Source organism: Leifsonia sp. Root1293, from assembly GCF_001425325.1.
In the GTDB taxonomy this organism is placed as follows: Bacteria; Actinomycetota; Actinomycetes; order Actinomycetales; family Microbacteriaceae; genus Orlajensenia.
Map to the genome: position 1 here is coordinate 227,970 of NZ_LMEH01000002.1, position 23,440 is coordinate 251,409.

The window sequence follows — 23,440 nt, forward strand, 5'->3', positions numbered from 1 at the left end:
GTCGCTTCTCACTCCTCGAGCAAAACCTGGGAGGCGGCGTGCCTGCCGATCGCCGAGATCGGTCCATCGCCGTCCGTGGAGTCGGCCACGGCGGTGGCCCACACGAGCGCCCAGGCGCGGGCGCGCTGCCACGTTGCGTCGTCATAGGGCCCGAGTTCGTCCATGCGTGCGCGGAACGCCGCCCGCCCGCCGACATCGAAGGCCAGCCACGCCACCGCAAGGTCCGTAGCCGGGTCGCCGGCGGTGAGGTCCCCGAAGTCGACGACGGCGACGAGGTCAACGGACTCTCCGGCCACATCGGGGGCGGCATCCGTCACCACGATGTTGCCGGGATGCAGGTCGCCGTGCACCCAGAGCGGCGGCCCCGACCAGGGTTCCACCTGCACGAGGTGATCCCACAGCACGGCGAGCTCGGCGGCGCGGTGCACCCGGCGTCCGGCGAGGCGTTCCCAGACGACCTCTTCGCGATCGGCCAACGGCACGCCCCGATAGGGATTGCGAGGGGCCCCGGCGGGTGCCGGAACGGCGAGCGCGTGCACGAAGTCGGCGAGCGGCCGTGCCATCCCGGCTCGCGATGCCGGGTCGACGGATGCCGCCGACCGTCCCGCGAACCAGGGCACGATCGACCACGGCCAGGGGAACTCGGCGGCGGGGCTTCCAGCGTGCAGCGGAACCGGAACGGCGACGGGAACGCGGGCGGCGATCGACGGCAGCCACTCCTGCTCGTGCTCGATGAGGTGAGCTGCCGTGCTGCGTCGCGGCATCCGCACCGCGAGGTCGTCGCCGAGCCTGAAGACGGCGTTGTCCCAGCCGTTGGCCACGAGCCGCAACGCGCCGACCAGATCGGGGCGCTGGCTGCGCACGAGACGCTCGACGAGGTGCGGGTCGACGACGATGTCGGCATCCGGAGCGTCCGGCACGGGGATACCCCTCTTCCGTGGTCCTGGCCGGCCACACCGGGCCAGCACGGCACCGGCGCCTTTGGGATGCCCGTGCTTTCTTGGGATGATAGAGCAGTCGCTGCTCGGCGCTGCCGGCTCTCGACGCCACCTTCCTCTCCCGAACTCAGACAGGGATCCCCATGAGCCTGCCCGCCCAGCCCCTCAGCCCGCTCGACGGCCGCTACCAGAGTGCCGTCTCCGACCTGGGCGAGTTCCTCTCCGAGGCCGGCCTCAATCGGGCACGCGTGCACGTCGAGGTCGAGTGGCTCATCTTCCTCACCGACCGGGGCTTCTTCGGATCGTCCCCGCTGACGGATGCGCAGAAGTCGGCTCTGCGTGCCCTCGCCAGCGATTTCGGCCAGGCGTCCATCGACGCCATCGGGGCCCACGAGGCTCGCACCCGCCACGACGTGAAGGCCGTGGAGTACTTCGTCCGCGACGCCCTGCACGAGCTCGGCCTCGACGCCATCGCCGAGCTCACGCACTTCGCATGCACGAGCGAGGACATCAACAACCTCTCCTACGCGCTCATCGTGCGCGACGCCGTCACGACGGTCTGGCAACCCAAGCTCGCCGCCGTCATCGATGCCATCACCGCCCTGGCCGTCGAGCACCGTGCCGTGCCCATGCTCGCGCGCACCCACGGTCAGCCTGCGACGCCGACCACCATGGGCAAGGAGCTCGCGGTGTTCGCCCACCGCCTCTCCCGCGTCTCGGCGCAGGTGCAGGCATCCGAGTACCTGGGCAAGTTCTCGGGCGCCACAGGCACCTTCGCCGCCCACCTCGCCGCGGCCCCGGATGCCGACTGGCGAGCGATCTCCCGCGAGTTCGTCGAGGGCCTCGGCCTGGACTGGAACCCGCTCACGACCCAGATCGAGTCGCACGACTGGCAGGCGGAGCTCTACGGACGCGTCTCGCACGCCAATCGGATCCTGCACAACCTGGCCACCGACATCTGGACCTACATCTCGATGGGCTACTTCCGGCAGATTCCCGTCGCGGGGGCGACGGGCTCGTCGACCATGCCGCACAAGATCAATCCGATCCGCTTCGAGAACGCCGAGGCCAACCTCGAGCTCTCGTCGGCCGTTCTCGACTCGCTCGCAGCCACGCTGGTCACCAGTCGCCTCCAGCGTGATCTCACCGACTCCAGCGCCCAGCGCAACATCGGCGTCGGCTTCGGGCACTCACTGCTCGCGCTCGACAACATCCAGCGCGGCCTGCTCGAGATCGCCCTCGCCGAGGAGGTTCTGGCGGCCGACCTCGACGCCAACTGGGAAGTGCTCGGCGAGGCCGTGCAGACCGTGATCCGAGCCGAGGTCGCGGCCGGCCGCTCGTCGATCGACGACCCGTACGCGAAGCTCAAGGACCTCACCCGGGGACACCGCATCGGCGCCGCCGACCTCGCGGAGTTCGTCTCCGGCCTCGACATCGGCGACGAGGCGAAGGCCCGCCTGTTGGCCCTCACCCCGGCCGGCTACATCGGCCTGGCGTCGGAGCTCGTCGACTATCTGAACTGACCCGCATCGGGCTGAGCGCCCGGCGACGTCCGTCGCCTTCGTGGAGTCGAGACCCTCAGTGCCCGCGGGTACCGGGGGTCTCGTCGTCTGTGCCGGAGATCGTGTCTGCGCCGCCGACCCCACCCGCACCACTGAGGGGCCCGGGCGTGGCTCCGGCTCCCGCCGCTCCGCTGTTCTGCTCGGCGATGTCGGCGTTCTCGGCCTCGTCGGGTTTCAGCGTGATGGCGAACATGGCGAGGGCCACGAGCACGATGATGAACACCGAGCCGGCGCCGATCGCCGCGAGCACGGGTTCGCGGGTGACCATGAGCACGACCAGCCCGAGGAACACGGCAGCGATGGCCGCGCCTCCGACCATCTCGAGAGGACGGAGCACGTCGCGACGGCTCGGCTGGGGGACTGGGGACTGGCTCATACGACTTCTTCGGTTTCGGGGGCGACGCGGGCGCCGTCCCACTTGAGGGAGAACCCTGCGATGGCGAGGTAGACACCGAGGATCACGAGGTAGGCGCCGAGCAGACCGACGGAGACGACGGCGTTGGGAGGCAACAGGAGGTAGGCGACGGCGAAGATCGCTGTGAGGGCGCCACCGGCGATCCAGTCGCGGGCGACGCTCGGGCGGGCATCAGAGTGCCGCGCAGTCGCGGAGCGGGTGGACCGAGCGCGCTCGCGGATGCCGGCGTAGAGCTCGACGAAACCGGTGATGGCCGCCCACACGCTCACGAGATAGAGGTACAACGGAAGGCCGGCACCTTGGAAGCTGAGCGCCAGGAGCCCGGCGACAGCAGACACGATGCCGTTCACGAGGAACAGCGTGCGTGCCAGACCCGACAGGGTGCGGAGCGCGAGAGCTCCCAGAACGAGCCCGGACACGAGTGCCCAGCATCCGAACACCAGAAGTCCGAAGTCGGCCGAGTGGTCGGGGATGAAGGTGATCGCGATCGCGGGAATGAAGGCGAGGACGGCTCGCACCACGGGGACGATCCAATACCGCGCTGAGGAGGCGACGGCATCCGTGTTGGCCACGCAGCGACCTTTCGTCTGTCGATCAGGGGGGATTTCAGCTTCCAGTCTAATCGCGCCGCGGCAGGCGTCCTTCCGCGCCAACGCGCCTATCGTGGGACCGTGGACGCTAACGACGTCATCATCATCGGCGCAGGCCTGGCCGGCCTGCGATGCGCGGTGCGTCTCGCGGAGTCCGGACTCGATGTCGTGGTGCTCGAGGCGCAGGACGGGGTCGGTGGGCGCGAGCGCACCGACGTGATCGACGGATTCCGGCTCGACCGCGGGTTCCACGTGCTCAACCCCGCCTATCCCGCCGTCAAGCGCTGGGTGGATGTCGCCGACCTGCGGATGCGGCCGTTCCCTGTCGGGGTGCGCGTGCGGCGAGGATCGGGGACGGTCGAGCTCCGGCATCCGGTGCGCCATCCGCTCTCCCTGCCCGCATCTCTGCGAAGTGGTCTGCTCACCCCGCGAGACACTGCCGCGCTCGTTCGCTGGATCACGCCGGTGCTGCTCCGACCTCGCGCCGTCATCTCGGGAACTGATCGCACGCTCGACGACGGATGGAACCACGTCGGGCTCCGCGGGCCGCTGCGCACCGAGGTGCTCGAGCCGTTCCTGGCGGGCGTTCTCGCAGACGATCGGGGCGAGACATCGGATTCCTTCGCCCGTCTGCTCGTGCGCATGTTCATTCTCGGGAGGCCCGGCCTCCCCGAAGCGGGCATCGGGGCCCTTCCCGCCCAGCTGGCGCGCTCGGCGACGGCCTCGGGTGCCGATGTGCGTCTCGGGATGCGCGTGCGCAGGATCACGACTCGAAGCGGCATGGTCGAGGTCGACGTGGAACAGGGCGACACCGTGCGCGCGCGTTCCGTCGTCGTCGCAGTCGGTCCCGAGGCCGCCGCCGGGCTGCTCGACGTGCCGCGGCTGGCCACGAAGGGCCTGCAGACGTGGTGGTTCGCCACCGACACACCCCCCGCGAGCTCCGCGATGCTCGCCGTCGACGGCCGCCGCGCCGGGCCGGTGGTCAACACCGTCGTGATCTCCAACGCCGTGCCCAGCTATGCGCCAAGCGGCCGCCACCTGATCGAGGCTACGTGCCTGCTGCCGGATGCTGCTCGGACGCACTCGGCTGCAGCGCCGCGAGAGGTCGACGTCCGGCGCCAACTCGGCGAGATCTGGAGCACGGATGCCGCCACGTGGTCGCTGCTGCGGCGAGATGACATCCCGCACGCGCTGCCGACCCAGCCGCCGCCGCTCCGCACGAGACTGCCGTCACCTCTGAGTGCAGGAGTCTTCGTCGCCGGCGACCACCGCGACACTGCGTCGATACAGGGTGCACTGGTGTCGGGCGAGCGCGCGGCCAGGGCCGTACTCACCGAGTTCAGTCAGCCGCCGGAAGGTCTGGTGGGGAACGCCTGACCCTCGGCCTACGCCTGCGCCAGGTCCGCGAAGCGCGAGAAGTGTCCGTGGAAGGCCACGGTGACGGTGCGCGTTGGGCCGTTGCGGTGCTTGGCGACGATGAGATCGGCCTCGCCGGCACGCGGGTTGTCCTTCTCGTAGGCGCTCTCGCGGTGCAGCAGGATGACCATGTCGGCGTCCTGCTCGATGGAGCCGGACTCGCGCAGGTCGGAGATGGCCGGCAGCTTGTCGGCACGCTGCTCCGGTCCACGGTTCAGCTGCGAGAGGGCGATGACCGGAACCTGCAGTTCCTTCGCCAGGAGCTTCAGTGCTCGTGAGAACTCCGAGACCTCCTGCTGACGGCTCTCGACGCGCTTGCCGCTGGTCATGAGCTGGAGGTAGTCGATGACGACCATCTTGAGGCCGATGCGCTGCTTCAGGCGACGGCACTTCGCCCGGATCTCGACGAGCGTCAGGTTGGCCGAGTCGTCGATGTAGAGGGGAGCATCGTTGATGCGACCGCGGGTCGAGGCGATCGTGGTCCAGTCGCGGGAATCGACGGTTCCCTTGCGCATGCTCTGCAGGGGAACGGATGCCTCGGCCGCGAGCAGACGCATGGCGATCTCGGAGCGCCCCATCTCGAGGGAGAAGAAGATCGTGGGCATGTTGTTGCCGATGGCGGCTGCGCGGGCGAAGTCGAGGGCGAGGGTCGACTTTCCGAGTGCGGGGCGGGCGGCGACGATGATCATCTGCCCGGGGTGAAAGCCGTTGGTCAGGTCATCGAGGTCGGCGAAGCCCGTGGGGACGCCCGTCATCTTGCCGTCGGTGTGCTTGGCGGCCTCGATCTCGTCGATGGCGACGGTGACGGCATCCGTCAGCGGAACGTAGTCTTCGGTCTCGGTGTTGCCGTTGACGGCGTAGATCTCGGCCTGGGCGTTGTTCACCAGGTCGAGGGGCTCGCCCTCGGCCGCGTAGCCCATCTGGACGATGCGGGTTCCGGCCTCGACGAGGCGGCGGAGCAGCGCACGCTCGGCGACGATCTCGGCGTAGTAGCCGGCGTTCGCGGCCGTGGGCACGAGGGCGGTCAGCGTGTGGAGGTACTCCGCGCCGCCGGCACGGGAGAGCTCTCCGGTCTTCGAGAGCTCGTCAGTGACCGCGATGACGTCGGTCGGCTCGCCGTGCGAGTAGAGCGACAGGATGGCGTCGTAGATGAGCTCGTGCTTGGGCACGTAGAAGTCGTTGCCGCGCACGGACTCCACGACGTCGGCGACGGCGTCCTTCGAGAGCAGCATGCCGCCGAGGGCGCTCTGCTCGGCGAGGAGGTCGTGCGGGGGAGTGCGTTCGGCCTTCCGAGCGTCTTCGCCGTCCCACGGTTCGGCGAGTCCAAGGTGGGCGATCGACACGCGGTTCCTCCAGGATGATGCTTCGGTGTGCCGGTGCGGCGGCGTTGCTTCCCGGTCTGCTCGCCTCGTGAGGCGTTCCATGACCATTGGAACAGCACCCGCCGACAGGGCGGCCCACCGCTGTTTTCGAGCCGGTCGAGACCACCGGAATCGACGGCGATGGCCAACACTACGGTCGCCATCCGGAACCCTCAACTCGGCCTGTGGATAACGCTGTGGGAAAAGTGGGCGAAACGCCGCGCTGCATGTGCAAAGCCTGTAGAAACAGGTGTGGACAGCAAACTATTTTCTTGGAATTTATGCCCGCTGACCGGGGTTTTGAACATTCCACACCTGTGTGTGGAAAGTTGTTTGAATCACTGCATGAAGGTCGCTCGGCTTTGCACAGGCCTGTGTATGGAATTGGGGGTAACTCAGGCTTCCCGACCTTGTGCAATCCCCTTAAACGGGTGTAGCGACGGGCCTCAGCCCGTCGCTACACCGAGGTGTTCGCAGCCTTACTTGGCGGCGACCACCTGAAGGGTGATCGTGGCAGACAGCTCGTCGAAGAGACGAACAGTCGCCTGGTGCTCGCCGACCGACTTGATGGGGTTCGAGAACTCCACCTTGCGCTTGTCGATGGCACCGAGGCCTGCAGCGGCGACAGCGTCAGCGACATCGGCGGTCTTGACGGAACCGAAGAGACGTCCCTCGGCACCCGCCTTGACGACGAGCTTGACCTTGGTGCCCTCGAGGGCGTTCTTGAGGGCGACTGCCTCGTCGTGCGTCGCGAGCTCACGAGCGGCGCGAGCCGCCTTGATCTGCTCGATCTGCTTCTCGCCACCACGGCTCCACGAAACCGCGAAGCCCTGGGGGATGAGGTAGTTGCGGGCGTAGCCGTTCTTGACCTCGACGACGTCACCGGCGGTTCCGAGGCCTGTGACCTCGTGCGTCAGAATGAGTTTTGACATGTCGGTGCTCCTTAGCGGCCGCTGCCTGCGTACGGCAGCAGGGCCATCTCGCGGGCGTTCTTGACGGCACGGGCGATGAGGCGCTGCTCCTGCACGGAGACGCCGGTGATACGGCGGGCGCGGATCTTTCCACGCTCGGAGATGAACTTGCGAAGCGTCGCGACATCCTTGTAGTCGATGACGCCGACGCGGATGCTCTTGGCGGGGGCGGCGTTCTTGCCCTTGCCTCCGCGGAGCGGCTTGCGGCGGTCGCCGCTGCTCTTTCCAGCCATTGTTATTCCTTAGTTGAAGTAGTTCTGCGCGGATGCCGAAGCGGCATCCGTGTGGGGCCTCTCGGCCTAGAAGGGGGTCTCGTCGCTGTAGCTGCCCGGTGTGGCCCAGACATCCGAACCACCGGAAGCGGCGGCTGCGGGTGCACTGGGTGCCCACGGCTCGTCGGAGCCGCCCGCGGGGGCGCCTCCACCACGAGGACCGGACGACTGGGCGCGCGTCAGCGACGCGGTGGCGTACCGGAGCGAAGGACCGATCTCGTCGATCTCCAGCTCGAAGCTCGTACGCTTCTCGCCTTCCTTCGTCTCGTAGGAACGCTGCTTGAGACGCCCGGAAGCGATGACACGGGAACCCTTGGTGAGGGACCCTGCGACGTGCTCGGCGAATTCACGCCAGACGCTCGCGCGCAGGAACAGAGCCTCGCCATCCTTCCACTCGTTCGACGCGCGGTCGAAGCTGCGAGGAGTGGATGCGATGGTGAAGTTGGCAACCGCCAGTCCGCCCTGCGTGTAGCGCAGTTCGGGATCTGCAGTGAGGTTGCCCACCACGGTGATTACGGTCTCGCCGGCCATGGGAACTAGGCGTCCTTCTCGACCTTGGCGGCGTCGGCCTTGGGAGCCGCTGCCTCGGGCTTCGCGTCGACGACGGCCTTCGGGTTGGCTGCCTTGCGGGCGGCCTTCTCGTCGGCGAGCTTCTTGGCGGCGGCGACCTGGGCGATGCCCTCTTCGGCGCGGAGCACCTTGGTGCGCATGACTGCTTCGCTGAGACCCAGCTGGCGGTCGAGCTCCGACGTGGTAGCCGGCTCTGCGGTGAAGTTGACGACGGCGTAGATGCCCTCGTTCTTCTTGTTGATCTCGTAGGCGAGACGACGACGGCCCCAGATGTCGACGTTGTCGATGGATCCACCATCGTTACGCACCACATTGAGGAACTTGTCGAGGCTCGGAGCGACGGTGCGCTCATCGATCTCGGGATCGAGGATGACCATCAATTCGTACTGATGCATGACTAACCCACCTCCTTCGGACTGAACGGCTGCAGTATTTCTGCAACAGGAGGGTTGTGCATGTGTTGATTCGTGGAGGCCGCACAATCGCGGCACACGGGCAACCTTCCCAGAGTAACGGATGCGGGCCCTCCGCGCACGTCGGGATCGGCATCCGCTCCGAACTCCCAGTTCGAAGCCCGAGGGGAACTCAGGCTGAGGAGCGCTCGGCCCACCAGGAGCGCAGGCGTTCCGTCGCGATGTCGGCGCCCAGGGGCCCCTCGTCGAGCCGCAGTTCGAGCAGGAACCTGTACGCCTCGCCCACCTCCCGGCCGGGACGGATGCCGAGGATGGCCATGATCTGCTCGCCGTCGAGGTCGGGCCGCACGGCCGCGAGCTCCTCCTGCTCGGCCAGCTCGGCCATCCGGCGCTCGATGTCGTCGTAGGCGAAAGCCAGGCGGTCGGCCTTCCGCTTGTTGCGGGTGGTGACGTCGGCCCGGGTGAGGATGTGCAGCCGCTCGAGTTGGTCACCGGCATCGCGGACGTAGCGGCGAACAGCCGAATCGGTCCACGTGCCCTCGGTGTACCCGAAGAAGCGCAGGTGGAGTTCGATCAACCGGGACACCGCGGCGATGGTGTCGTTGTCGAAGCGCAGCTCGCGCAGGCGCTTGCGCGCCAGCTTCGCACCCACGACATCGTGGTGGTGGAAGCTCACCACCCCGCCGCCCTCGAGCTTGCGCGTCGCCGGCTTCCCGATGTCGTGCAGAAGCGCTGCGAGGCGGAGCGTGAGGTCGGGGCTGACGAGATTGCCGCGCGCCTTCTCATAGCCGATGGCCTGCTCGAGCACCGTGAGGCTGTGCTGGTAGACGTCTTTGTGGTGGTGGTGCTCGTCGACCTCGAGGCGGAGCGCCGGCAGTTCCGGAAGCACGTAGGCCGCCAGGCCTGAATCGACGAGCAGTTCGAGGCCACGCCTCGGCTCGTCGGTGCGCAGGAGCTTCGAGAGCTCCTCGTTCACCCGCTCGGCGGAGATGCGCTCGATGCTGGGCGCCAGCTCGACGAGAGCAGCCTCCGTGTCCTCGTCGACGAGGAACCCGAGCTGTGCCGTGAACCTGCAGGCCCGCATCATGCGGAGCGGATCATCGCCGAACGACACCGCGGGGGAGGAGGGAGTGCGCAGCCGCCCCTCGAGCATGTCGTCGATGCCGCCCGACGGGTCGACGAGCTTCATCTCGGGAAGACGCAGCGCGAGGGCATTCACCGTGAAGTCGCGCCGCAGGAGGTCGTCCTCGAGCGAGGCGCCGAAGACGACGTCGGGCTTGCGGCTCTCGCCGTCGTAGCTGTCGGCGCGGTAGGTCGTGACCTCGACGGTCTCGCCGGCGATCTTGGCCCCGATCGTGCCGAATTGACGCCCGATGTCCCAGTGCGCCTCACTGATGGGCGTGATGATCGCGAGGATCTGGTCGGGGGTGGCATCCGTCGTGAAATCCAGGTCGTTCGCCACGCGTCCGAGGAAGGCGTCACGAACGGGACCGCCGACGAGGGCCAGCTCGTGTCCCGCGGCGGCGAAAGCGGTCGCCAGACGGGAGACGGTCGGGGAGGCTGCGACTTCACCCAACCGCATGAGTGCTGCCGCGACGCTCTGCATGCCTCCATGGTAGAGCGTCGAAGAATGACCCATCGGCTCGGCGCACAGGAGGCGAGCAGTCCCCACGCCGTAGAATCTCACGCATGATGGCCGACACCGATGCTGCGCGTCGGTCGGCACCTCTCCTCTCCTCCGCCCGTCGTGCGACTGCGCGCCTCTCCGCTGCAGCAGCCGTCGCCGGTCTCGCGCTGGCCTTCATCGGGTTAAATGCTCCCTCCGCGGGCGCGGCCGAGCCGGGCGACGTCTCGGTGTCGATCGCCACGGACCCGCAGCTCGGCCCGGGTCAGAATCTCAGCGTCACCGTCACTCTCACCAACTCCGGAGCCACGGCGACCGAGCCGGGCAGCATCGAGGTCGTCCTCGACCCCGACCGCATCACGACGCGCGACGAACTCGACGCCTGGCTCGACGGACCGAGTGATGAGGAGGACGATCCGGATGACGGGCCGAGCGTCACCGTCGACGCCCCTGGTCTCGCTCCGTCGACCAACACCACGCTCACGGCGGCCATCCCCGCAGCATCCGTCGGCCTGACCGGATCGGAGTGGGGAGCACGCGGAATCGCCGCTACGTACACCGCAGGCGATGCCGAAGTGGCGGAGGGTCGCGGAACCGTCACCTGGTATGCCGGGGAACCGGTCCCCGTCACACCCGTCGCTGTCGCGATGAGCATGACCGCCCCTGTCGGCACGACCGGTGTCCTGACCGGTAGCGAGCTGGCACAGCTCACTCGTCCTGGTGGACTGCTCAAGCGCCAGCTCGACGGTGTCGTTGGTCGAGACGTCACCATCGGTATCGATCCGATGATCATCGCGTCGATCCGGCTTCTCGGCACCAGCGCCCCCGAGAGCGCGGTCGCCTGGCTGGACGAACTCGCCGCTCTCGACAACGAGACCTTCCCGCTGGCCTGGGCCGATGCCGATCTCGCCGTGCAGGCCCAGGCCGGCCTGACCCAGCTGCTCGGCCCCACCTCGCTCGACTACGCCATCGACCCCGCGAACTTCTCGGGAGAGACCGCGACGCCGACGCCCACTCCCACGACTCCCGAGTCGACGGCAACCGATTCGCCGGCAGCAGAGCCCAGTTCGTCGGATGCCGGAGTTCGCAGCACGGATGCGCCCACGCCGGCCCCCGGCTCGACCGAGGCGCCGCCGACCGAGTCGCCGACGGCCTCACCGACTGCCGGCATCCCGACGATCCAGCCGACCCTCGCCGACCTGCTGTCGTGGCCGTACACGGCGACGAACATCGCCTGGCCCGATTCGGGAACCGTCGCGGCACCGGATCCGGCCGTCTTCGCCGCCAATGGGCTCACGACCACGATCATGTCGAGCTCGGACCTCGCCGAACCGAGCACGACGACGCCGCGTGCCGCCGCCGTTGCGAATGACGGCGACGCGCTGGTCGCCCTGGCCGACGATCGCCTGTCCTCGGCTCTCAGCGCCGCCGTCGGCTCGCTCACCGACCTGGAGTGGCGCACGGCGATGGATCAGGTGGCCGCCCTCCTCGCCGTGGCCTCCACCGAGGGCGACACGACCTCAGCGGTGCTGGCGGCCCTCGACCGCGGCTGGCCGAACAGCACGCGCCTCCCCGACACCCTGGACGCCTTGGCGCAGCTCGCCTGGGCGGCTCCGGCACCGCTGCTCACCTCGCTCGGGTCGCCGGCGGCATCCGTCGCCATCGCCGATGTCGGGGAACCAGCCGACCGCGTGGCCGTCGTTCCTCCTCTGCTCCAGGACGAGGCCTCCCTCACGGCGTTCTCGTCCGCGCTGACCGATCCCGCCGTCCTGACGGGACGGGAGCGGAATGAGGTCCTGGCCCTGCTGTCGATCGGGTGGATCGAGCAGCCCGCGCCCTGGGCCAAAGCTCTCGCCGAGCATCGTGAGGCCAGCGTCGCGACCCTGAACTCCGTGTCGGTCTCGCCGTCGAGCTCCGTGCTCGTCGTCGGCAGCCCGACGGCCATCCCCGTGACCATCAAGAACGACTTCACCTCGGCGGTCACAGTGCACGTCGAGGCGACGCCGTCGAACGGGCGCCTAGTCGTCGACAACGGTGTGGACGTCACCGTCGAGGCCGGGTCGAGCTCCTCGGTGAAGATCCCCGTGAGCGCTCAGGTCGGAAGCGGCACCGTCGGTCTCACGATCGCCTTGACGAGCGCCAGCGGCGTGGCCATCGGGCAGCCGTACACCGTCGTCGCGAACGTGCACGCCGACTGGGAGGGCATCGGAGCGGCGATCCTCGGGACCCTCGTGGTGCTCTTCTTCGGCTTCGGCGTCGTGCGCACCATCCGCCGCCGGCGGCGCGAACGAGCGGCCGCTGAGAACGTGGCCGACGAGCCTGTGGCTGACGATCCCGGGGCAGAGGTAGACCCTTCAGATGCCCGGGACACCGCGGCGGACGTCGGCACCGGGGCTGGAACCGGGGCATCCGAACCGGATGATGTGGTTACGGATGCGGACGCCCAGAACTCTGATTTCCCGCACTCCGAACCGGATGATGTGGTTACAGCCGACGAGCCGGAGCAGCCGCGTGGCTGACGGCATCGGGCGCGCCAGCGCGTTCCTCGCCTCCGGGACGATCGTCTCCCGCATCCTGGGGTTCGTGAAGGCCATCCTGTTGGTGAGCACCATCGGCCTCGTGGGCGTCAGCACCGACGCCTTCACGATCGCCAACCAGCTCCCGAACACGATCTACGCGATCGTCGCCGGGGGAGTGCTCAGCGCGGTGCTGGTTCCGCAGATCGTCAGGGCCGGGCTCCACGCCGACGGCGGAGTCGCCTACATCAACAAACTCGTGACGGTCGCCCTCGTGATCCTCGCCGGCACCGCCGTGCTCGCCACCTTCCTCGCCCCGGTGCTGAGCCTCATCCTCGGTCCGCTGCTGTCTGCGGATCAGCGCGCGCTCGTCACGGCCTTCGCGTTCTGGTGCCTTCCCCAGATCTTCTTCTACGGCCTCTACACCGTCCTGGGGGAGGTGCTCAACGCCCGGCGTTCGTTCGGGCCGTACACCTGGGCGCCCGTGCTCAACAACGTCGTCGCCATCGCCGGTCTCGCCGTCTTCGTCCTCTTGTTCGGCGCTGACTCCGACGGCGTTCGCGTCGCATCGGACTGGACACCGGCCATGATCGCCGTCATCGGCGGATCAGCGACCCTGGGGGTCGCGACCCAGGCGATCGTGCTGTTCTACTTCTGGCGCCGCATCGGACTGCGATACCGACCGGACTTCCGGTGGCGCGGCGTCGGCCTCGGATCCGCCGGCCGGATGGCGAGCTGGACGTTCGGCATGCTCATCCTCACGAGCCTGGCGGGCATCGTCGAGACGATCGTCGTCGGCAGTGCTTCCGGGCCCGAGGGCAATCCCTCGGCCACAGCCCTGTCCAACGCCTGGCTCATCTTCATGCTCCCGCACTCGGTGATCACAGTCTCGATCGCCACCGCCTACTTCACACGGATGGCCGAGCACGTCTCGCACGACCGCATCTCCGATCTGCGCACCGACGTATCGTCGGCCACCCGGGGCATCAGCCTGATCATCGTGCTTGCTGCAGCCGGCCTCATCGTGTGCGCCTACCCGTTCAGCGCCGTGTTCAGCAGCGTCTCCTTCGATCAGGTGCAGGCCTTCGGCAACGTGATCATCGCCTATGTCATCGGGCTCGTCCCGTTCTGCATCCTCTTCGTCGTGCAGCGCACGTTCTACGCCCTCGGCGACACCCGCACGCCGTTCTTCTTCACCCTGTTCCAGACCATCGTCGTCACCGTGCTGGTGCTGCTCTGCCTGATGCTGCCCCTGTCCCTCACGGCCATCGGCATCGCGGCATCCGTCAGCATCGCCTGCATCCTCCAGCTGATCCTGGCCGTCATCCTTCTTCATCGTCGCCTCGGCTCCCTCGACGGCGCCCGCATCCTGCGCAGCCTCGCGAAGTATCTGGCCGCGGCTGTCATCCCCGTCGCCGCCGGCGTGGGCATTCTCATCGCCCTGGGCGGAACGACGGAGGGCGGGTTCGCGGTCTCGGGACGGTTCCTGGCCATCATCAGCATGGTCATCATCGGCGCGGTCATGAGTGCCCTCTACGTCGGCGGTCTGCTCCTGCTCCGATCGAGCGAGCTGCGGGGATTCCTCGACCCGATCCTCGCCAGGCTGCGGCGGAGCTGACCCGCGTCCGACGGCACGTGCGCCGCTCCCATGCGCCTCACAGCTCTGGAATAGCACCCCCGTACACTGTGTTGTACCGAACAGCCAGGCGTCCGAACGGGCGCCACGGTGTTGTGATCCAAGGAGTTTCACGTGCGTCAGCTCATCATCATCGGCTCTGGTCCTGCCGGTTTCACCGCTGCGATCTACGCGGCGCGTGCCCAGCTCGAGCCGCTGCTCATCGCCAGCTCGGTGCAGGTCGGAGGCGAACTCATGAACACGACCGATGTCGAGAACTTCCCCGGCTTCCCCGCCGGCATCCAGGGCCCCGAGCTGATGATGCAGATGCAGGAGCAGGCCGAGAAGTTCGGAACCGAGGTCGTCTACGACGACGTCGTGAACCTCGAGCTCGCCGGCGATGTCAAGAAGGTGACTCTCGGCTCTGGTGCGACCCTCGAGGCTCAGGCCGTGATCTTCGCGACGGGATCCGCCTACCGCAAGCTCGGCCTGGAGGACGAGGAGCGCCTCTCCGGTCGCGGCGTCTCGTGGTGCGCCACGTGCGACGGCTTCTTCTTCAAGGAGAAGGTCATCGCGGTCGTGGGCGGCGGCGACTCCGCCATGGAGGAGGCCACCTTCCTCACCAGATTCGGTTCCAAGGTCATCGTCATCCACCGCAAGGGTGAGCTGCGCGCCTCCAAGATCATGCAGGAGCGCGCGTTCAACGACCCGAAGATCGAGTTCATCTGGAACAGCGAGGTCGTGGGCATCACCGGAACGGATGCCGCCAGCGGCCTGGTGCTCCGCGACACCATCACAGGCGAGCAGAGCGAGATCGAGATCGGCGGCCTCTTCGTCGCCATCGGCAACGATCCGCGCACCCACCTCGTGCACGGCCAGCTGCAGCTCACCCCCGAGGGAACCATCGCCGTCGACGGGCGTTCGTCGAAAACGTCTCTGACCGGCGTATTCGCTGCAGGTGACGTGATCGACCCCACCTACCGACAGGCCATCACCGCCGCCGGTTCCGGCACGGTCGCGGCCCTTGACGCCGAGCACTTCCTGGCGTCCATCCCCGAGATCCTGCCCGACGGCCCCGTTCCGGCCGACGCCGACAACCTCGTCGCGGCCCACTGATCTCGCGGGTCATCCGACCCGCGCATCCGACATCCACAGAAGGAGAATGAGAATGACTGCACGTGCCGTCACCGAAGCGACATTCGACGCCGAGGTCCTGAAGAGCGAGAAAACCGTCCTCGTCGACTTCTGGGCAGAGTGGTGCGGCCCCTGCCGTGCCGTCTCCCCGATCCTCGACCAGATCGCGTCGGAGCACTCCGACAAGCTCGACATCGTGAAGGTGAACGTCGACGAGAACCCCCAGCTCGCGATGAAGTACCAGATCACGTCGATCCCCGCGTTCAAGGTCTACCAGGCAGGCGAGGTCGTCAAGACCGTCATCGGTGCCAAGCCGAAGCCCGCCCTCGAGGCCGACCTCGCCGCCTACATCTCGTAGCCGGCCGCTCGAACGACTCGAGACCCGCCCGGCTCACGCCGGGCGGGTCTTTTGCATCCCACGCACCTGCACGACACACGTCACGGCCGATCGGCGGCGACGAATAGCATGGAACCCTCACAGAACGGATCACCCAGTGAACGACAGAGCGCAGTCCGGCAACAACCTCGACCCGTGGTTCCACCACTACGCCGAGCGAGCCGCCGGTCTGCGCGCCAGTGAGGTGCGCGCCCTGTTCGCCGTGGCCTCCCGCCCGGAGGTCGTCTCCCTCGCCGGCGGCATGCCGTACGTCTCCGCGCTCCCCAGCGATCTCATCCAGGGTGCCATGGACGACGTGATGCGAACAGAAGGCCCGGTCGCGCTGCAATACGGCTCGGGTCAGGGCGTCCCGAAGCTCCGCGAGCAGATCCTCGAGGTCATGGCGCTCGAGGGCATCCGCGCGAACGCGGACGATGTCGTCGTGACCACAGGGTCCCAGCATGCCCTGGAACTCGTCAGCAAGCTCTTCCTCGACCCTGGAGACGTCGTCGTCTCCGAGGGTCCGAGCTATGTGACCGCGATGGTCATCTTCCGCTCCTACCAGGCCGACATCGACCACGTGCCGATGGACGAGCACGGCCTCATCCCCGAGGCGCTTCGTGAGCACATCGCGCGGCTGAAGGCAGCAGGCCGGACGATCAAGTTCCTGTACACGATCCCCTCGTTCCACAACCCAGCGGGTGTCACCCTGAGCTGGGAGCGGCGGGTCGAGATTCTGCAGATCGCCCGCGAGAACGACATCCTCGTGCTCGAGGACAACCCGTACGGACTCCTCTACTTCGATCAGCCGGCACCTGACGCCATGCGCTCGATCGAGGAGGACGGCGTGATCTATCTCGGGACGTTCTCGAAGACCCTTGCACCCGGATTCCGCACCGGCTGGGCCCTGGCACCGCACGCGATCCGTGAGAAGCTCGTTCTGGCCAACGAGGCGGCCGTGCTCTCGCCGAGTTCCTTCAGTCAACTGGTCATCTCAAAGTACCTCGAGACCGCTGACTGGAAGGCGCAGATCGACACCTTCCGCGGCGTCTACCGTGAACGCAAGGAAGCCATGCTCTCGGCCCTGGGGGAGTACCTGCCCGAACTCTCGTGGACCAATCCCAACGGCGGGTTCTACGTTTGGCTGACCCTGCCGGAACCGCTCGACTCGAAGGCCATGCTGCCACGGGCCGTGAAGGAACTCGTCGCCTATACGCCCGGCACGGCGTTCTACGGTGACGGAGGCGGGCAGCAGAACATCCGCCTGTCGTTCTGCTACCCCACTCCGGAACAGATCAGGCTCGGCGTGCGACGGCTCTCGAACGTGCTGCGGGGCGAACTCGAGCTTCTCGACACCTTCGCCGGCACGGGAAGCCTCACGTCGGCGCGGACCTCCACCCGGTTCAGTCTTCCACCCACCGATCTCAACTGACCTCCCCTGACGAAACGGACACCATGACCACCAACGCACCGTCAGAGGGCTCCACACCCAACCTCGACATCGTCGTGCTCGCCGGCGGCATCTCCCACGAGCGCGATGTCTCCTTGCGCAGCGGTCGACGCATCGCCGACGCCCTGGTCTCCGCCGGGCACACGGTGCGCGTGGTGGATCCGGACGCCTCCCTGTTCTCTCGCCTTGCTGAACACCGGCCCGATGTCATCTGGCCGGCTCTGCATGGCACCACGGGTGAGGATGGCGCACTCTTGGCTCTCCTCGAGACCACCGGCATCCCCTTCATCGGTGCCCACGGTGACGATGCATCACTGGCCTGGCTGAAGCCGGTGGCCAAGGCCCTCATCCGCCGCGCCGGTTTCGCCACGCCGGATTCGATCACCCTCGGACGGGAGACGTTCCGTGATCTCGGAGCGGCCGACGTCCTGGAGCGGGTGTCAGCGGCTCTGGAGTTCCCCGTGGTGGTGAAGCCGTCGCAGGGCGGATCCGCTCAGGGCGTCTCCATCGTCCGTGAGGCCTCGGAATTGCCGCGCGCCATGGTCGAGGCCTACAGCTACTCGGATACCGCCGTCGTAGAGCGGCACGTCGCAGGAACCGAGGTCGCCGTCGCCGTCGTGGATGACGGAGAGGGTGCGCACGCGCTTCCCGCCGTTGAGATCGAACCCCTCAGTGGCGTGTACAGCTTCGACGCCCGCTACAACGCGGGGGAGACCTTGTTCTACACTCCCGCACGGCTCTCGGACGACGTCGCACGACGGGTGGGGGACACGGCTGTCGCTATTCACGAACTCCTCCACCTCCGCCAGCTCTCACGGATCGACCTGATCGTCGACGAGGACGGGACGCCGTGGTTCCTGGAAGCGAACGTCCTTCCGGGAATGACGGAGACATCGCTCGTTCCTCAAGCGATCGAGGCCGCGGGGCTCACTCTGCCTGGGCTGTACTCGGCATTGGCCATCCAAGCCGCGCGCTGATGTTTCACGTGAAACGCTCGTAGGGAGCCGCTCACGCACAGCTCGGCGTAGTGCACGGCCGACAGCCAGTTCCTTCGGTGCCGCCGTACGTTTTCGCCATGCTTTCGAGTCCCCGTTTACCAGGCGCCGCGCCGCTCGACGAGCGCGGGCGATCGGTCCGGCCGGTGGGTACAGGGTCCCGACGAGAGCCATGGCCGAGAACATCCCTTCGATGTCGATTGGCAACGACCTCGGACATAGGACACGTGCGGAGCGCGTGATTGCCAGTTGCAGTTGCCAGTTGCCAGTTGCCAGCAAGCAGAGGTGGGCGCGCACGTTTCACGTGAAACGATGCGGGCGGGCTTGCGATGTTGCTCCATGCGGGCCCGGATGGCCGGCGTCGTCTGCCTTCCACTCCTTAGATAGCGGGGGAGTGGGACCGATTGGGATCGGTGCGAAGTGTTGTCTAGGTCGTGAAAGCGACACCAAGGCCCTGCAGATCGGATCGGGACCGTGGGTGGCGTGCTCCGCAGCACCCAGAGCCATACACCCAGAGCCGGAAGACGAGGCTGTGCGCAGTGTCGACGCGGGGTCGGGTCGACCACCCAGAAGCGACAGCCGCGCGGAACGCCAGCGGAGATGTTTCACGTGAAACATTGTTGTGCAGCGCTCTGAATGCCCGCAGAACGACACAGCGCCCCCGTTTCACGTGAAACGGGGGCGCTATGGAGTAGCCCGTCAGCTGGGGAAGTTCCCCTCGCCCAGTTCTTCGAGAATGCGGTTGAGATCCTGGATGGTCGCGAAGTCGATCGTGATCTGACCCTTGCGCGCGCTGAGGGAGATCTTCACCCGGGTATTCAGCCTGTCGCCGAGGGTGGAAGCGATCTCGTCGAGGTGACCATGGTGCTTGCCCGCGTTCGGTCGGGTCTTCACGACCTTCGGAGTCGCGCCGGCGGCGGCCTCAGCCGCCCGCACGGACAGGTCTTCGTTCACGATCTTGTCGGCCAGCACCTGCATGGCCTCACTCTCACCCACAGAGAGGATGGCTCGAGCGTGCCCGGCAGACAGCACACCCGCAGCGACCCGCATCTGCACGGGTTCCGGAAGCTTCAGCAGGCGCAGGGTGTTCGAGATCTGGGGTCGCGAGCGGCCGATGCGTCCCGCCAACTCCTCCTGAGTGATGCCGAAGTCAGCCAGGAGCTGCTGGTACGCGGACGCTTCCTCGAGCGGGTTCAGGTTGGACCGGTGAAGGTTCTCGAGGAGGGCGTCGCGGAGCATGTCCTCGTTCGCCGTGTCCTTGATGACGGCCGGAATCGTCGACAGGCCGACTTCCTTCGTGGCCCTCAGGCGTCGCTCACCCATGACGAGCTCGTACTTGCCGGGCAGATCGTTGTGCGGACGCACCACGATCGGCTGCAGAACACCGAACTCCCGCACGCTGTGCACGAGCTCCGCAAGATCCTCGGGCACGAAGACCGACCGCGGCTGGTGGGCGTTCGGCGCGATGTCGGCCGGGTCGAGCTGGGCGAGACGCGCGCCCGGAACGGCCAGGAGGTCAGCCTCCGGCTCGACGGACTCCACGCTGGGTGCCCCGGGGAAGAAGACGTCCACCGGTCGGCTGGTTCGCTCCTCGTCTCCTGTGGGGATGAGTGCGCCGATCCCTCGGCCGAGTCCTGTGCGCTTCGCCATTACCTGCGTGCTCCTTCGATGATGGGGGCCCCTCGGCGAGCGATCTCAGCCGCTGCTTCGAGATAGGACAATGAACCCGAGGATCCGGGGTCGTAGCCGATGACGCTCTGGCCGTAGCTCGGTGCCTCGGAAACCCGTACTGACCGGGGGATTATGGTTCCAAGAACCTGCTGCGGGAAGTGATCACGCACGTCTTGAGCCACCTGGTTCGCCAGGTTGGTCCGTGAGTCGTACATGGTGAGGAGGATGGTCGAGACATTCAGCTCGGGGTTCAGGTGCTTCTCGATCAACTCGATGTTCTTGAGGAGCTGACTGAGTCCTTCAAGCGCGTAGTACTCGCACTGGATGGGAATGAGAACCTCGTTCGCCGCCACGAAGGCATTGATGGTGAGCAGTCCCAGCGATGGCGGGCAATCGATGAAGACGTAGTCGTACGGCTCCGCCATCTGCTTCAGATGAAGATCGAGCGCACGCCGAAGTCGCTGTTCACGCGCGACGAGGGAGACAAGTTCGATCTCGGCACCGGCCAGGTGAATGGTGGCCGGAACGCACGACAGGTCACCGGCCTCCGGGCTCGATTGAATGACGTCACCGAGCGGGGCGTCGCCGATGATGACGTCATAGACGCTCGCGGTGTCGGAACGGTGCTCGACGCCGAGCGCCGTGGAGGCGTTGCCCTGAGGGTCGAGGTCGATGACCAACACCTTGGCGCCCGAGAGCGCGAGCGCGGCAGCGAGGTTGACGGTTGTGGTGGTCTTGCCGACCCCGCCTTTCTGATTCGAGATCGTGAAGATCCGCGTGTGTTCCGGAAGGGGGAGCGGAGCCGATGCGAGGGCCTGACGGCGGCGTGCATGATCAGCCACCTCCCGCGCAAGCGGAGTCTCGGCCTCGGTCGTGCGCACGGAAGCCGCCGGCTCGGGAATGGGGGCGGGCTCGGACTCGGACTCCGTCTCCGACTGAACAGCATCCACTTCGTCACCCGACGGACCTGCGGACACCGAATCGGCTGCCGAAACTGCTTCGTCAGAACCCTCTGACGCCAGATCTCGCTCGGAATCGACGGATGGAGTGCTCGCTCCCGCGCTTAGGATGGCTCCCACAGCATCGATTCCGCCCGAATTCGGGGTCGAAACAGGCTCGCTCGACGGCTGTGACTGCTCGCCACCGACGGGAGTCGCTGCCGATCGATCGTCGTCGTCCTTGCGGTGGAACCAACCGCGACGGGTCTCGTTCGGCATCTGCAGAAAACTCCTACTTCGCAACTCGATGAATACGCGTATCATCCGGCGATCGTGCCGAATCCGCGGAACACGACGTACAGGAACGCCGAATCTGTGGAGGAACTCAGCCCTCGAACAGCAGGGGAGAGGACTAGTCCACTGTAGCCCGAACGACCCTTGTGACTTCGCTCAGCACACCCTCGCCGAGGACGACGACTTCGACATCGAGCAGGTGGTACTTGCGGATCGCCTTAGCGGCAGCTTCGATCTCGCGCTCCGCGTTCGCACCCTTCATCAAGACGAGCTCACCGCCGGTCTTCACCAGGGGAGCGGTCAAAGGTATGAGGGTGCGGAGAGCACTCACCGCGCGGGCGGTGACCTGGTCGAGGAGCGGGCTCAATCTCGCTTCCTCAGCACGCGCACGAAGCACCTCGACGTTGGTGAGGCCGAGTTCGTCGACCTGACTCTGCAACCAGGCGACCCGTCGCTCCATGGGCTCGATCAACACGAAATCCACGTCTGGACGGGCGATCGCCAACACCAGCCCGGGAAGGCCGGCTCCACTTCCGATGTCGCCGACGCGTCCCGGACGCAGCAGCGGGGCCATGATGGCGCTGTTCAGAACATGGCGCGTCCAGAGGCGCGGCAACTCCAACGGGCCGATGAGACCCAACTCCTCGCCGAGGCGGGCGAGATTCGCGGTGAAAGCGCGGGCAACGGCGATCGTGTCGCCGAAGATCTCCTCTGCGACGTCTGGCTCGACCTCGACGGTCACGGCCGACGCATCAGCCACGGGAGTCCCGTTTCACGTGAAACATCAGCAGCGATCGGTTCAGGAGGAGGGCGTGATGACGGTGTGTCGGTCGGAGCCCTCGCCGCGCGACTCCGAGACGTAGCCCCGCTCTGCGACCACATCGTGCACGAGCTTGCGCTCGTAGGACGACATCGGCGGCAGGGCAGCCTCGGCGGCGCCGCCCTCGATGCGCTCGATGGCGCGGCTCACGAGCGAGGCGAGCTCGGCCTGACGAGCATCACGAGAGCCTCCGATGTCGAGGATCAGACGGGAGAACACTCCGGTCTTAGCCTGGACCGCGAGACGGGTGAGCTCCTGCAGTGCGTTGACGACGTCAGCCTTGGCGAGCACGCGCAGGTTGGCACCATCCTCGGCGTTCACCGAGACATACGCGCGACCGTTGCGGGCATCGATGTCGATGTCACCGTCGATGTCGCAGATGTCGAGGAACTCCTCGATGTAGTCGGCTGCGACATCACCCTCCTGCTCCAACTGCTCACGGGTGGGGGAGTGCGTGGTGGCGTTCTGAACGTCCGTCATGATTCTGCTCTCTGGATGTCTGTCGAAATCAGCTGCCGGCATCGCCGGGCTTGGCCTGCTGCTTCTTCGCCCGGTCCTTGCTCATGGGCTGCTGGCGCTGGGTCGTGGTCTTCTTCGGCTCGTCGAGGACGATGATGTCGCCGTCCTTAGCCTCGAGCTTGCCCTTGCGAGCGAGTCGCGCCTCACGGGCCTTCGCTGCTTCACTGCCCGGGGTCGGCATGTTCCGGATCACGATGAACTGCTGCACCATCGTCCAGATGTTCGAGGTGAGCCAGTAGAACATCACGCCGAGAGGGAAGGCCACACCGGAGAAGGCGAAGACGAGGGGGAGGAGGTACAACAGAACCCGCTGCTGACGGAACATGGGGCTCGCCTTGGTCTCCGGCGACATGTTCTTCGACACGATCTGCAGCTGGGTGAAGAACTGCGAGGCAGTCATGAGCACGACCATGATGCCGGCGATCCACATGACCGCTGCGACGTACGGCTCACCCGATGTCATCAGCGTCCACTGCGAGGCGAAGGAGTCGTGCAGCGGAGCGATCCCGAACAGCTTCGCGGAACCGAACTGCTCGGCCAGCACGTCGTTGAGGGGGCCGACGCCGGCCTTGGAGTGCTGCGCGTCGTTCAGTACGGAGAACAGCGCGAAGAAGATCGGCATCTGGATGAGCAACGGAAGGCAGGAGCTCAGCGGGTTGGTGCCCGTCTTCTTGTAGAGCTCCATGGTCTCGCGGGACATGGCCTCACGCGAGAACTGATCCTTCTTGCCCTTGTACTTCTCCTGGATCTTCTTCAGCTGCGGCGCCACCTCGAGCATGCGACGCTGATTCTTGATCTGACGGACGAAGATCGGGATGAGAGCGGCGCGCACGACGACCACGAGGCCGACGATCGACAGCACCCAGGTGATTCCGGCTGCCGGGTCCATGCCGATGGCTTCGAACAGCTGGTGCCAACCGACCAGGAGAAGCTCCACCACCCATTTGAGTGGCCAGAGAATCGTTCCAATAAGGTCCATC

General features: G+C 66.8%; 22 protein-coding genes. 8 read left to right on the plus strand and 14 right to left on the minus strand.

Going from position 1 to position 23,440, the window contains the following annotated elements; genetic code table 11:
• Positions 1-8: 8 nt before the first annotated feature.
• On the minus strand, positions 9-920 hold the full coding sequence (locus ASC59_RS12935) for an aminoglycoside phosphotransferase family protein (RefSeq protein ID WP_055823838.1): 912 nt from the start codon (positions 918-920) through the stop codon (positions 9-11).
• A gap of 161 nt (positions 921-1,081) precedes the next feature.
• Between ASC59_RS12935 and purB the strand changes: the two genes are divergently transcribed.
• Positions 1,082-2,461 (plus strand): adenylosuccinate lyase, encoded by a 1,380-nt coding sequence (gene purB / locus ASC59_RS12940; RefSeq protein ID WP_055823843.1) that lies wholly within the window; start codon positions 1,082-1,084, stop codon positions 2,459-2,461.
• Between the two features lie 55 nt (positions 2,462-2,516).
• Here purB and ASC59_RS12945 read toward each other — a convergent pair whose 3' ends face one another.
• Entirely contained in the window at positions 2,517-2,876 is a 360-nt protein-coding gene (locus ASC59_RS12945) for a hypothetical protein (RefSeq protein WP_200942400.1), read from the minus strand.
• Entirely contained in the window at positions 2,873-3,487 is a 615-nt protein-coding gene (locus ASC59_RS12950) for an HdeD family acid-resistance protein (protein ID WP_055823844.1), read from the minus strand. Before ASC59_RS12950 ends, ASC59_RS12945 begins: the two co-directional genes overlap by 4 nt.
• A gap of 99 nt (positions 3,488-3,586) precedes the next feature.
• Here ASC59_RS12950 and ASC59_RS12955 point away from each other — a divergent pair, with 99 nt between their 5' ends.
• Complete coding sequence (locus ASC59_RS12955) at positions 3,587-4,882, plus strand: NAD(P)/FAD-dependent oxidoreductase (protein ID WP_055823847.1); 1,296 nt, start codon at positions 3,587-3,589, stop codon at positions 4,880-4,882.
• Between the two features lie 8 nt (positions 4,883-4,890).
• On the opposite strand, the gene dnaB is transcribed toward ASC59_RS12955, so the two are convergent.
• The 6 genes from dnaB to ASC59_RS12985 all read right to left on the minus strand — a co-directional run bounded on the left by dnaB (position 4,891) and on the right by ASC59_RS12985 (position 10,114).
• Positions 4,891-6,264 (minus strand): replicative DNA helicase, encoded by a 1,374-nt coding sequence (dnaB, locus tag ASC59_RS12960; protein ID WP_055823850.1) that lies wholly within the window; start codon positions 6,262-6,264, stop codon positions 4,891-4,893.
• Between the two features lie 497 nt (positions 6,265-6,761).
• Complete coding sequence (rplI, locus tag ASC59_RS12965) at positions 6,762-7,214, minus strand: 50S ribosomal protein L9 (RefSeq protein ID WP_055823853.1); 453 nt, start codon at positions 7,212-7,214, stop codon at positions 6,762-6,764.
• An 11-nt stretch (positions 7,215-7,225) separates the two neighbouring features.
• Complete coding sequence (rpsR, locus tag ASC59_RS12970) at positions 7,226-7,486, minus strand: 30S ribosomal protein S18 (RefSeq protein WP_055823856.1); 261 nt, start codon at positions 7,484-7,486, stop codon at positions 7,226-7,228.
• A gap of 66 nt (positions 7,487-7,552) precedes the next feature.
• Entirely contained in the window at positions 7,553-8,056 is a 504-nt protein-coding gene (locus tag ASC59_RS12975; protein ID WP_055823859.1) for a single-stranded DNA-binding protein, read from the minus strand.
• A 5-nt stretch (positions 8,057-8,061) separates the two neighbouring features.
• A complete protein-coding gene (gene rpsF, locus ASC59_RS12980; protein WP_055823863.1) occupies positions 8,062-8,490 on the minus strand; it encodes a 30S ribosomal protein S6 in 429 nt (142 codons plus the stop codon).
• Between the two features lie 190 nt (positions 8,491-8,680).
• Positions 8,681-10,114 (minus strand): CCA tRNA nucleotidyltransferase, encoded by a 1,434-nt coding sequence (locus tag ASC59_RS12985; protein WP_055823866.1) that lies wholly within the window; start codon positions 10,112-10,114, stop codon positions 8,681-8,683.
• An 83-nt stretch (positions 10,115-10,197) separates the two neighbouring features.
• Between ASC59_RS12985 and ASC59_RS12990 the strand changes: the two genes are divergently transcribed.
• The 6 genes from ASC59_RS12990 to ASC59_RS13015 all read left to right on the plus strand — a co-directional run bounded on the left by ASC59_RS12990 (position 10,198) and on the right by ASC59_RS13015 (position 18,200).
• Positions 10,198-12,651 carry a DUF6049 family protein gene (locus ASC59_RS12990; RefSeq protein WP_055823868.1) on the plus strand — a complete coding sequence of 818 codons (2,454 nt, stop codon included), beginning with the start codon at positions 10,198-10,200 and terminating at the stop codon, positions 12,649-12,651.
• Entirely contained in the window at positions 12,644-14,266 is a 1,623-nt protein-coding gene (murJ, locus tag ASC59_RS12995; protein WP_235492727.1) for a murein biosynthesis integral membrane protein MurJ, read from the plus strand. Before ASC59_RS12990 ends, murJ begins: the two co-directional genes overlap by 8 nt.
• Before the next feature lie 132 nt (positions 14,267-14,398).
• A complete protein-coding gene (gene trxB, locus ASC59_RS13000) occupies positions 14,399-15,379 on the plus strand; it encodes a thioredoxin-disulfide reductase (protein WP_055823875.1) in 981 nt (326 codons plus the stop codon).
• A 52-nt stretch (positions 15,380-15,431) separates the two neighbouring features.
• The gene (gene trxA / locus ASC59_RS13005; protein WP_055823877.1) at positions 15,432-15,755 is read left to right on the plus strand and encodes a thioredoxin; all 324 of its coding nucleotides are present in this window, start codon (positions 15,432-15,434) and stop codon (positions 15,753-15,755) included.
• A gap of 136 nt (positions 15,756-15,891) precedes the next feature.
• Entirely contained in the window at positions 15,892-17,205 is a 1,314-nt protein-coding gene (locus ASC59_RS13010) for an aminotransferase-like domain-containing protein (protein ID WP_055823880.1), read from the plus strand.
• A 23-nt stretch (positions 17,206-17,228) separates the two neighbouring features.
• Positions 17,229-18,200 carry a D-alanine--D-alanine ligase family protein gene (locus ASC59_RS13015; protein WP_055823882.1) on the plus strand — a complete coding sequence of 324 codons (972 nt, stop codon included), beginning with the start codon at positions 17,229-17,231 and terminating at the stop codon, positions 18,198-18,200.
• A 717-nt stretch (positions 18,201-18,917) separates the two neighbouring features.
• On the opposite strand, the gene ASC59_RS13020 is transcribed toward ASC59_RS13015, so the two are convergent.
• From ASC59_RS13020 to yidC, 5 genes are all read right to left on the minus strand, one after another.
• Positions 18,918-19,868, minus strand: a complete 951-nt coding sequence (locus tag ASC59_RS13020; protein WP_055823885.1) for a ParB/RepB/Spo0J family partition protein — start codon at positions 19,866-19,868, stop codon at positions 18,918-18,920.
• On the minus strand, positions 19,868-20,791 hold the full coding sequence (locus ASC59_RS13025) for a ParA family protein (protein ID WP_055825475.1): 924 nt from the start codon (positions 20,789-20,791) through the stop codon (positions 19,868-19,870). Before ASC59_RS13025 ends, ASC59_RS13020 begins: the two co-directional genes overlap by 1 nt.
• Before the next feature lie 448 nt (positions 20,792-21,239).
• Positions 21,240-21,881: a 16S rRNA (guanine(527)-N(7))-methyltransferase RsmG gene (gene rsmG, locus ASC59_RS13030; protein ID WP_055823887.1), complete on the minus strand. Its 642-nt coding sequence runs from the start codon at positions 21,879-21,881 to the stop codon at positions 21,240-21,242.
• 39 nt (positions 21,882-21,920) lie between these two features.
• Positions 21,921-22,421 (minus strand): Jag family protein, encoded by a 501-nt coding sequence (locus tag ASC59_RS13035; RefSeq protein WP_055823889.1) that lies wholly within the window; start codon positions 22,419-22,421, stop codon positions 21,921-21,923.
• Positions 22,422-22,449: 28 nt separating this feature from the next.
• On the minus strand, positions 22,450-23,439 hold the full coding sequence (yidC, locus tag ASC59_RS13040; RefSeq protein ID WP_055823890.1) for a membrane protein insertase YidC: 990 nt from the start codon (positions 23,437-23,439) through the stop codon (positions 22,450-22,452).
• Position 23,440: the final 1 nt, after the last annotated feature.

Coding starts and splice junctions, on each gene's coding strand:
- ASC59_RS12990 (WP_055823868.1), top strand. CDS start 10,198: ATGATGGCCGACACCGATGCTGCGCGTCGGTCGGCACCTCTCCTCTCC.
- ASC59_RS12985 (WP_055823866.1), bottom strand. CDS start 10,114: ATGCAGAGCGTCGCGGCAGCACTCATGCGGTTGGGTGAAGTCGCAGCC.
- ASC59_RS12945 (WP_200942400.1), bottom strand. CDS start 2,876: ATGAGCCAGTCCCCAGTCCCCCAGCCGAGCCGTCGCGACGTGCTCCGT.
- trxA (WP_055823877.1), top strand. CDS start 15,432: ATGACTGCACGTGCCGTCACCGAAGCGACATTCGACGCCGAGGTCCTG.
- rplI (WP_055823853.1), bottom strand. CDS start 7,214: ATGTCAAAACTCATTCTGACGCACGAGGTCACAGGCCTCGGAACCGCC.
- yidC (WP_055823890.1), bottom strand. CDS start 23,439: ATGGACCTTATTGGAACGATTCTCTGGCCACTCAAATGGGTGGTGGAG.
- rpsR (WP_055823856.1), bottom strand. CDS start 7,486: ATGGCTGGAAAGAGCAGCGGCGACCGCCGCAAGCCGCTCCGCGGAGGC.
- ASC59_RS13035 (WP_055823889.1), bottom strand. CDS start 22,421: ATGACGGACGTTCAGAACGCCACCACGCACTCCCCCACCCGTGAGCAG.
- rpsF (WP_055823863.1), bottom strand. CDS start 8,490: ATGCATCAGTACGAATTGATGGTCATCCTCGATCCCGAGATCGATGAG.
- ASC59_RS13020 (WP_055823885.1), bottom strand. CDS start 19,868: ATGGCGAAGCGCACAGGACTCGGCCGAGGGATCGGCGCACTCATCCCC.
- ASC59_RS12975 (WP_055823859.1), bottom strand. CDS start 8,056: ATGGCCGGCGAGACCGTAATCACCGTGGTGGGCAACCTCACTGCAGAT.
- ASC59_RS13015 (WP_055823882.1), top strand. CDS start 17,229: ATGACCACCAACGCACCGTCAGAGGGCTCCACACCCAACCTCGACATC.
- purB (WP_055823843.1), top strand. CDS start 1,082: ATGAGCCTGCCCGCCCAGCCCCTCAGCCCGCTCGACGGCCGCTACCAG.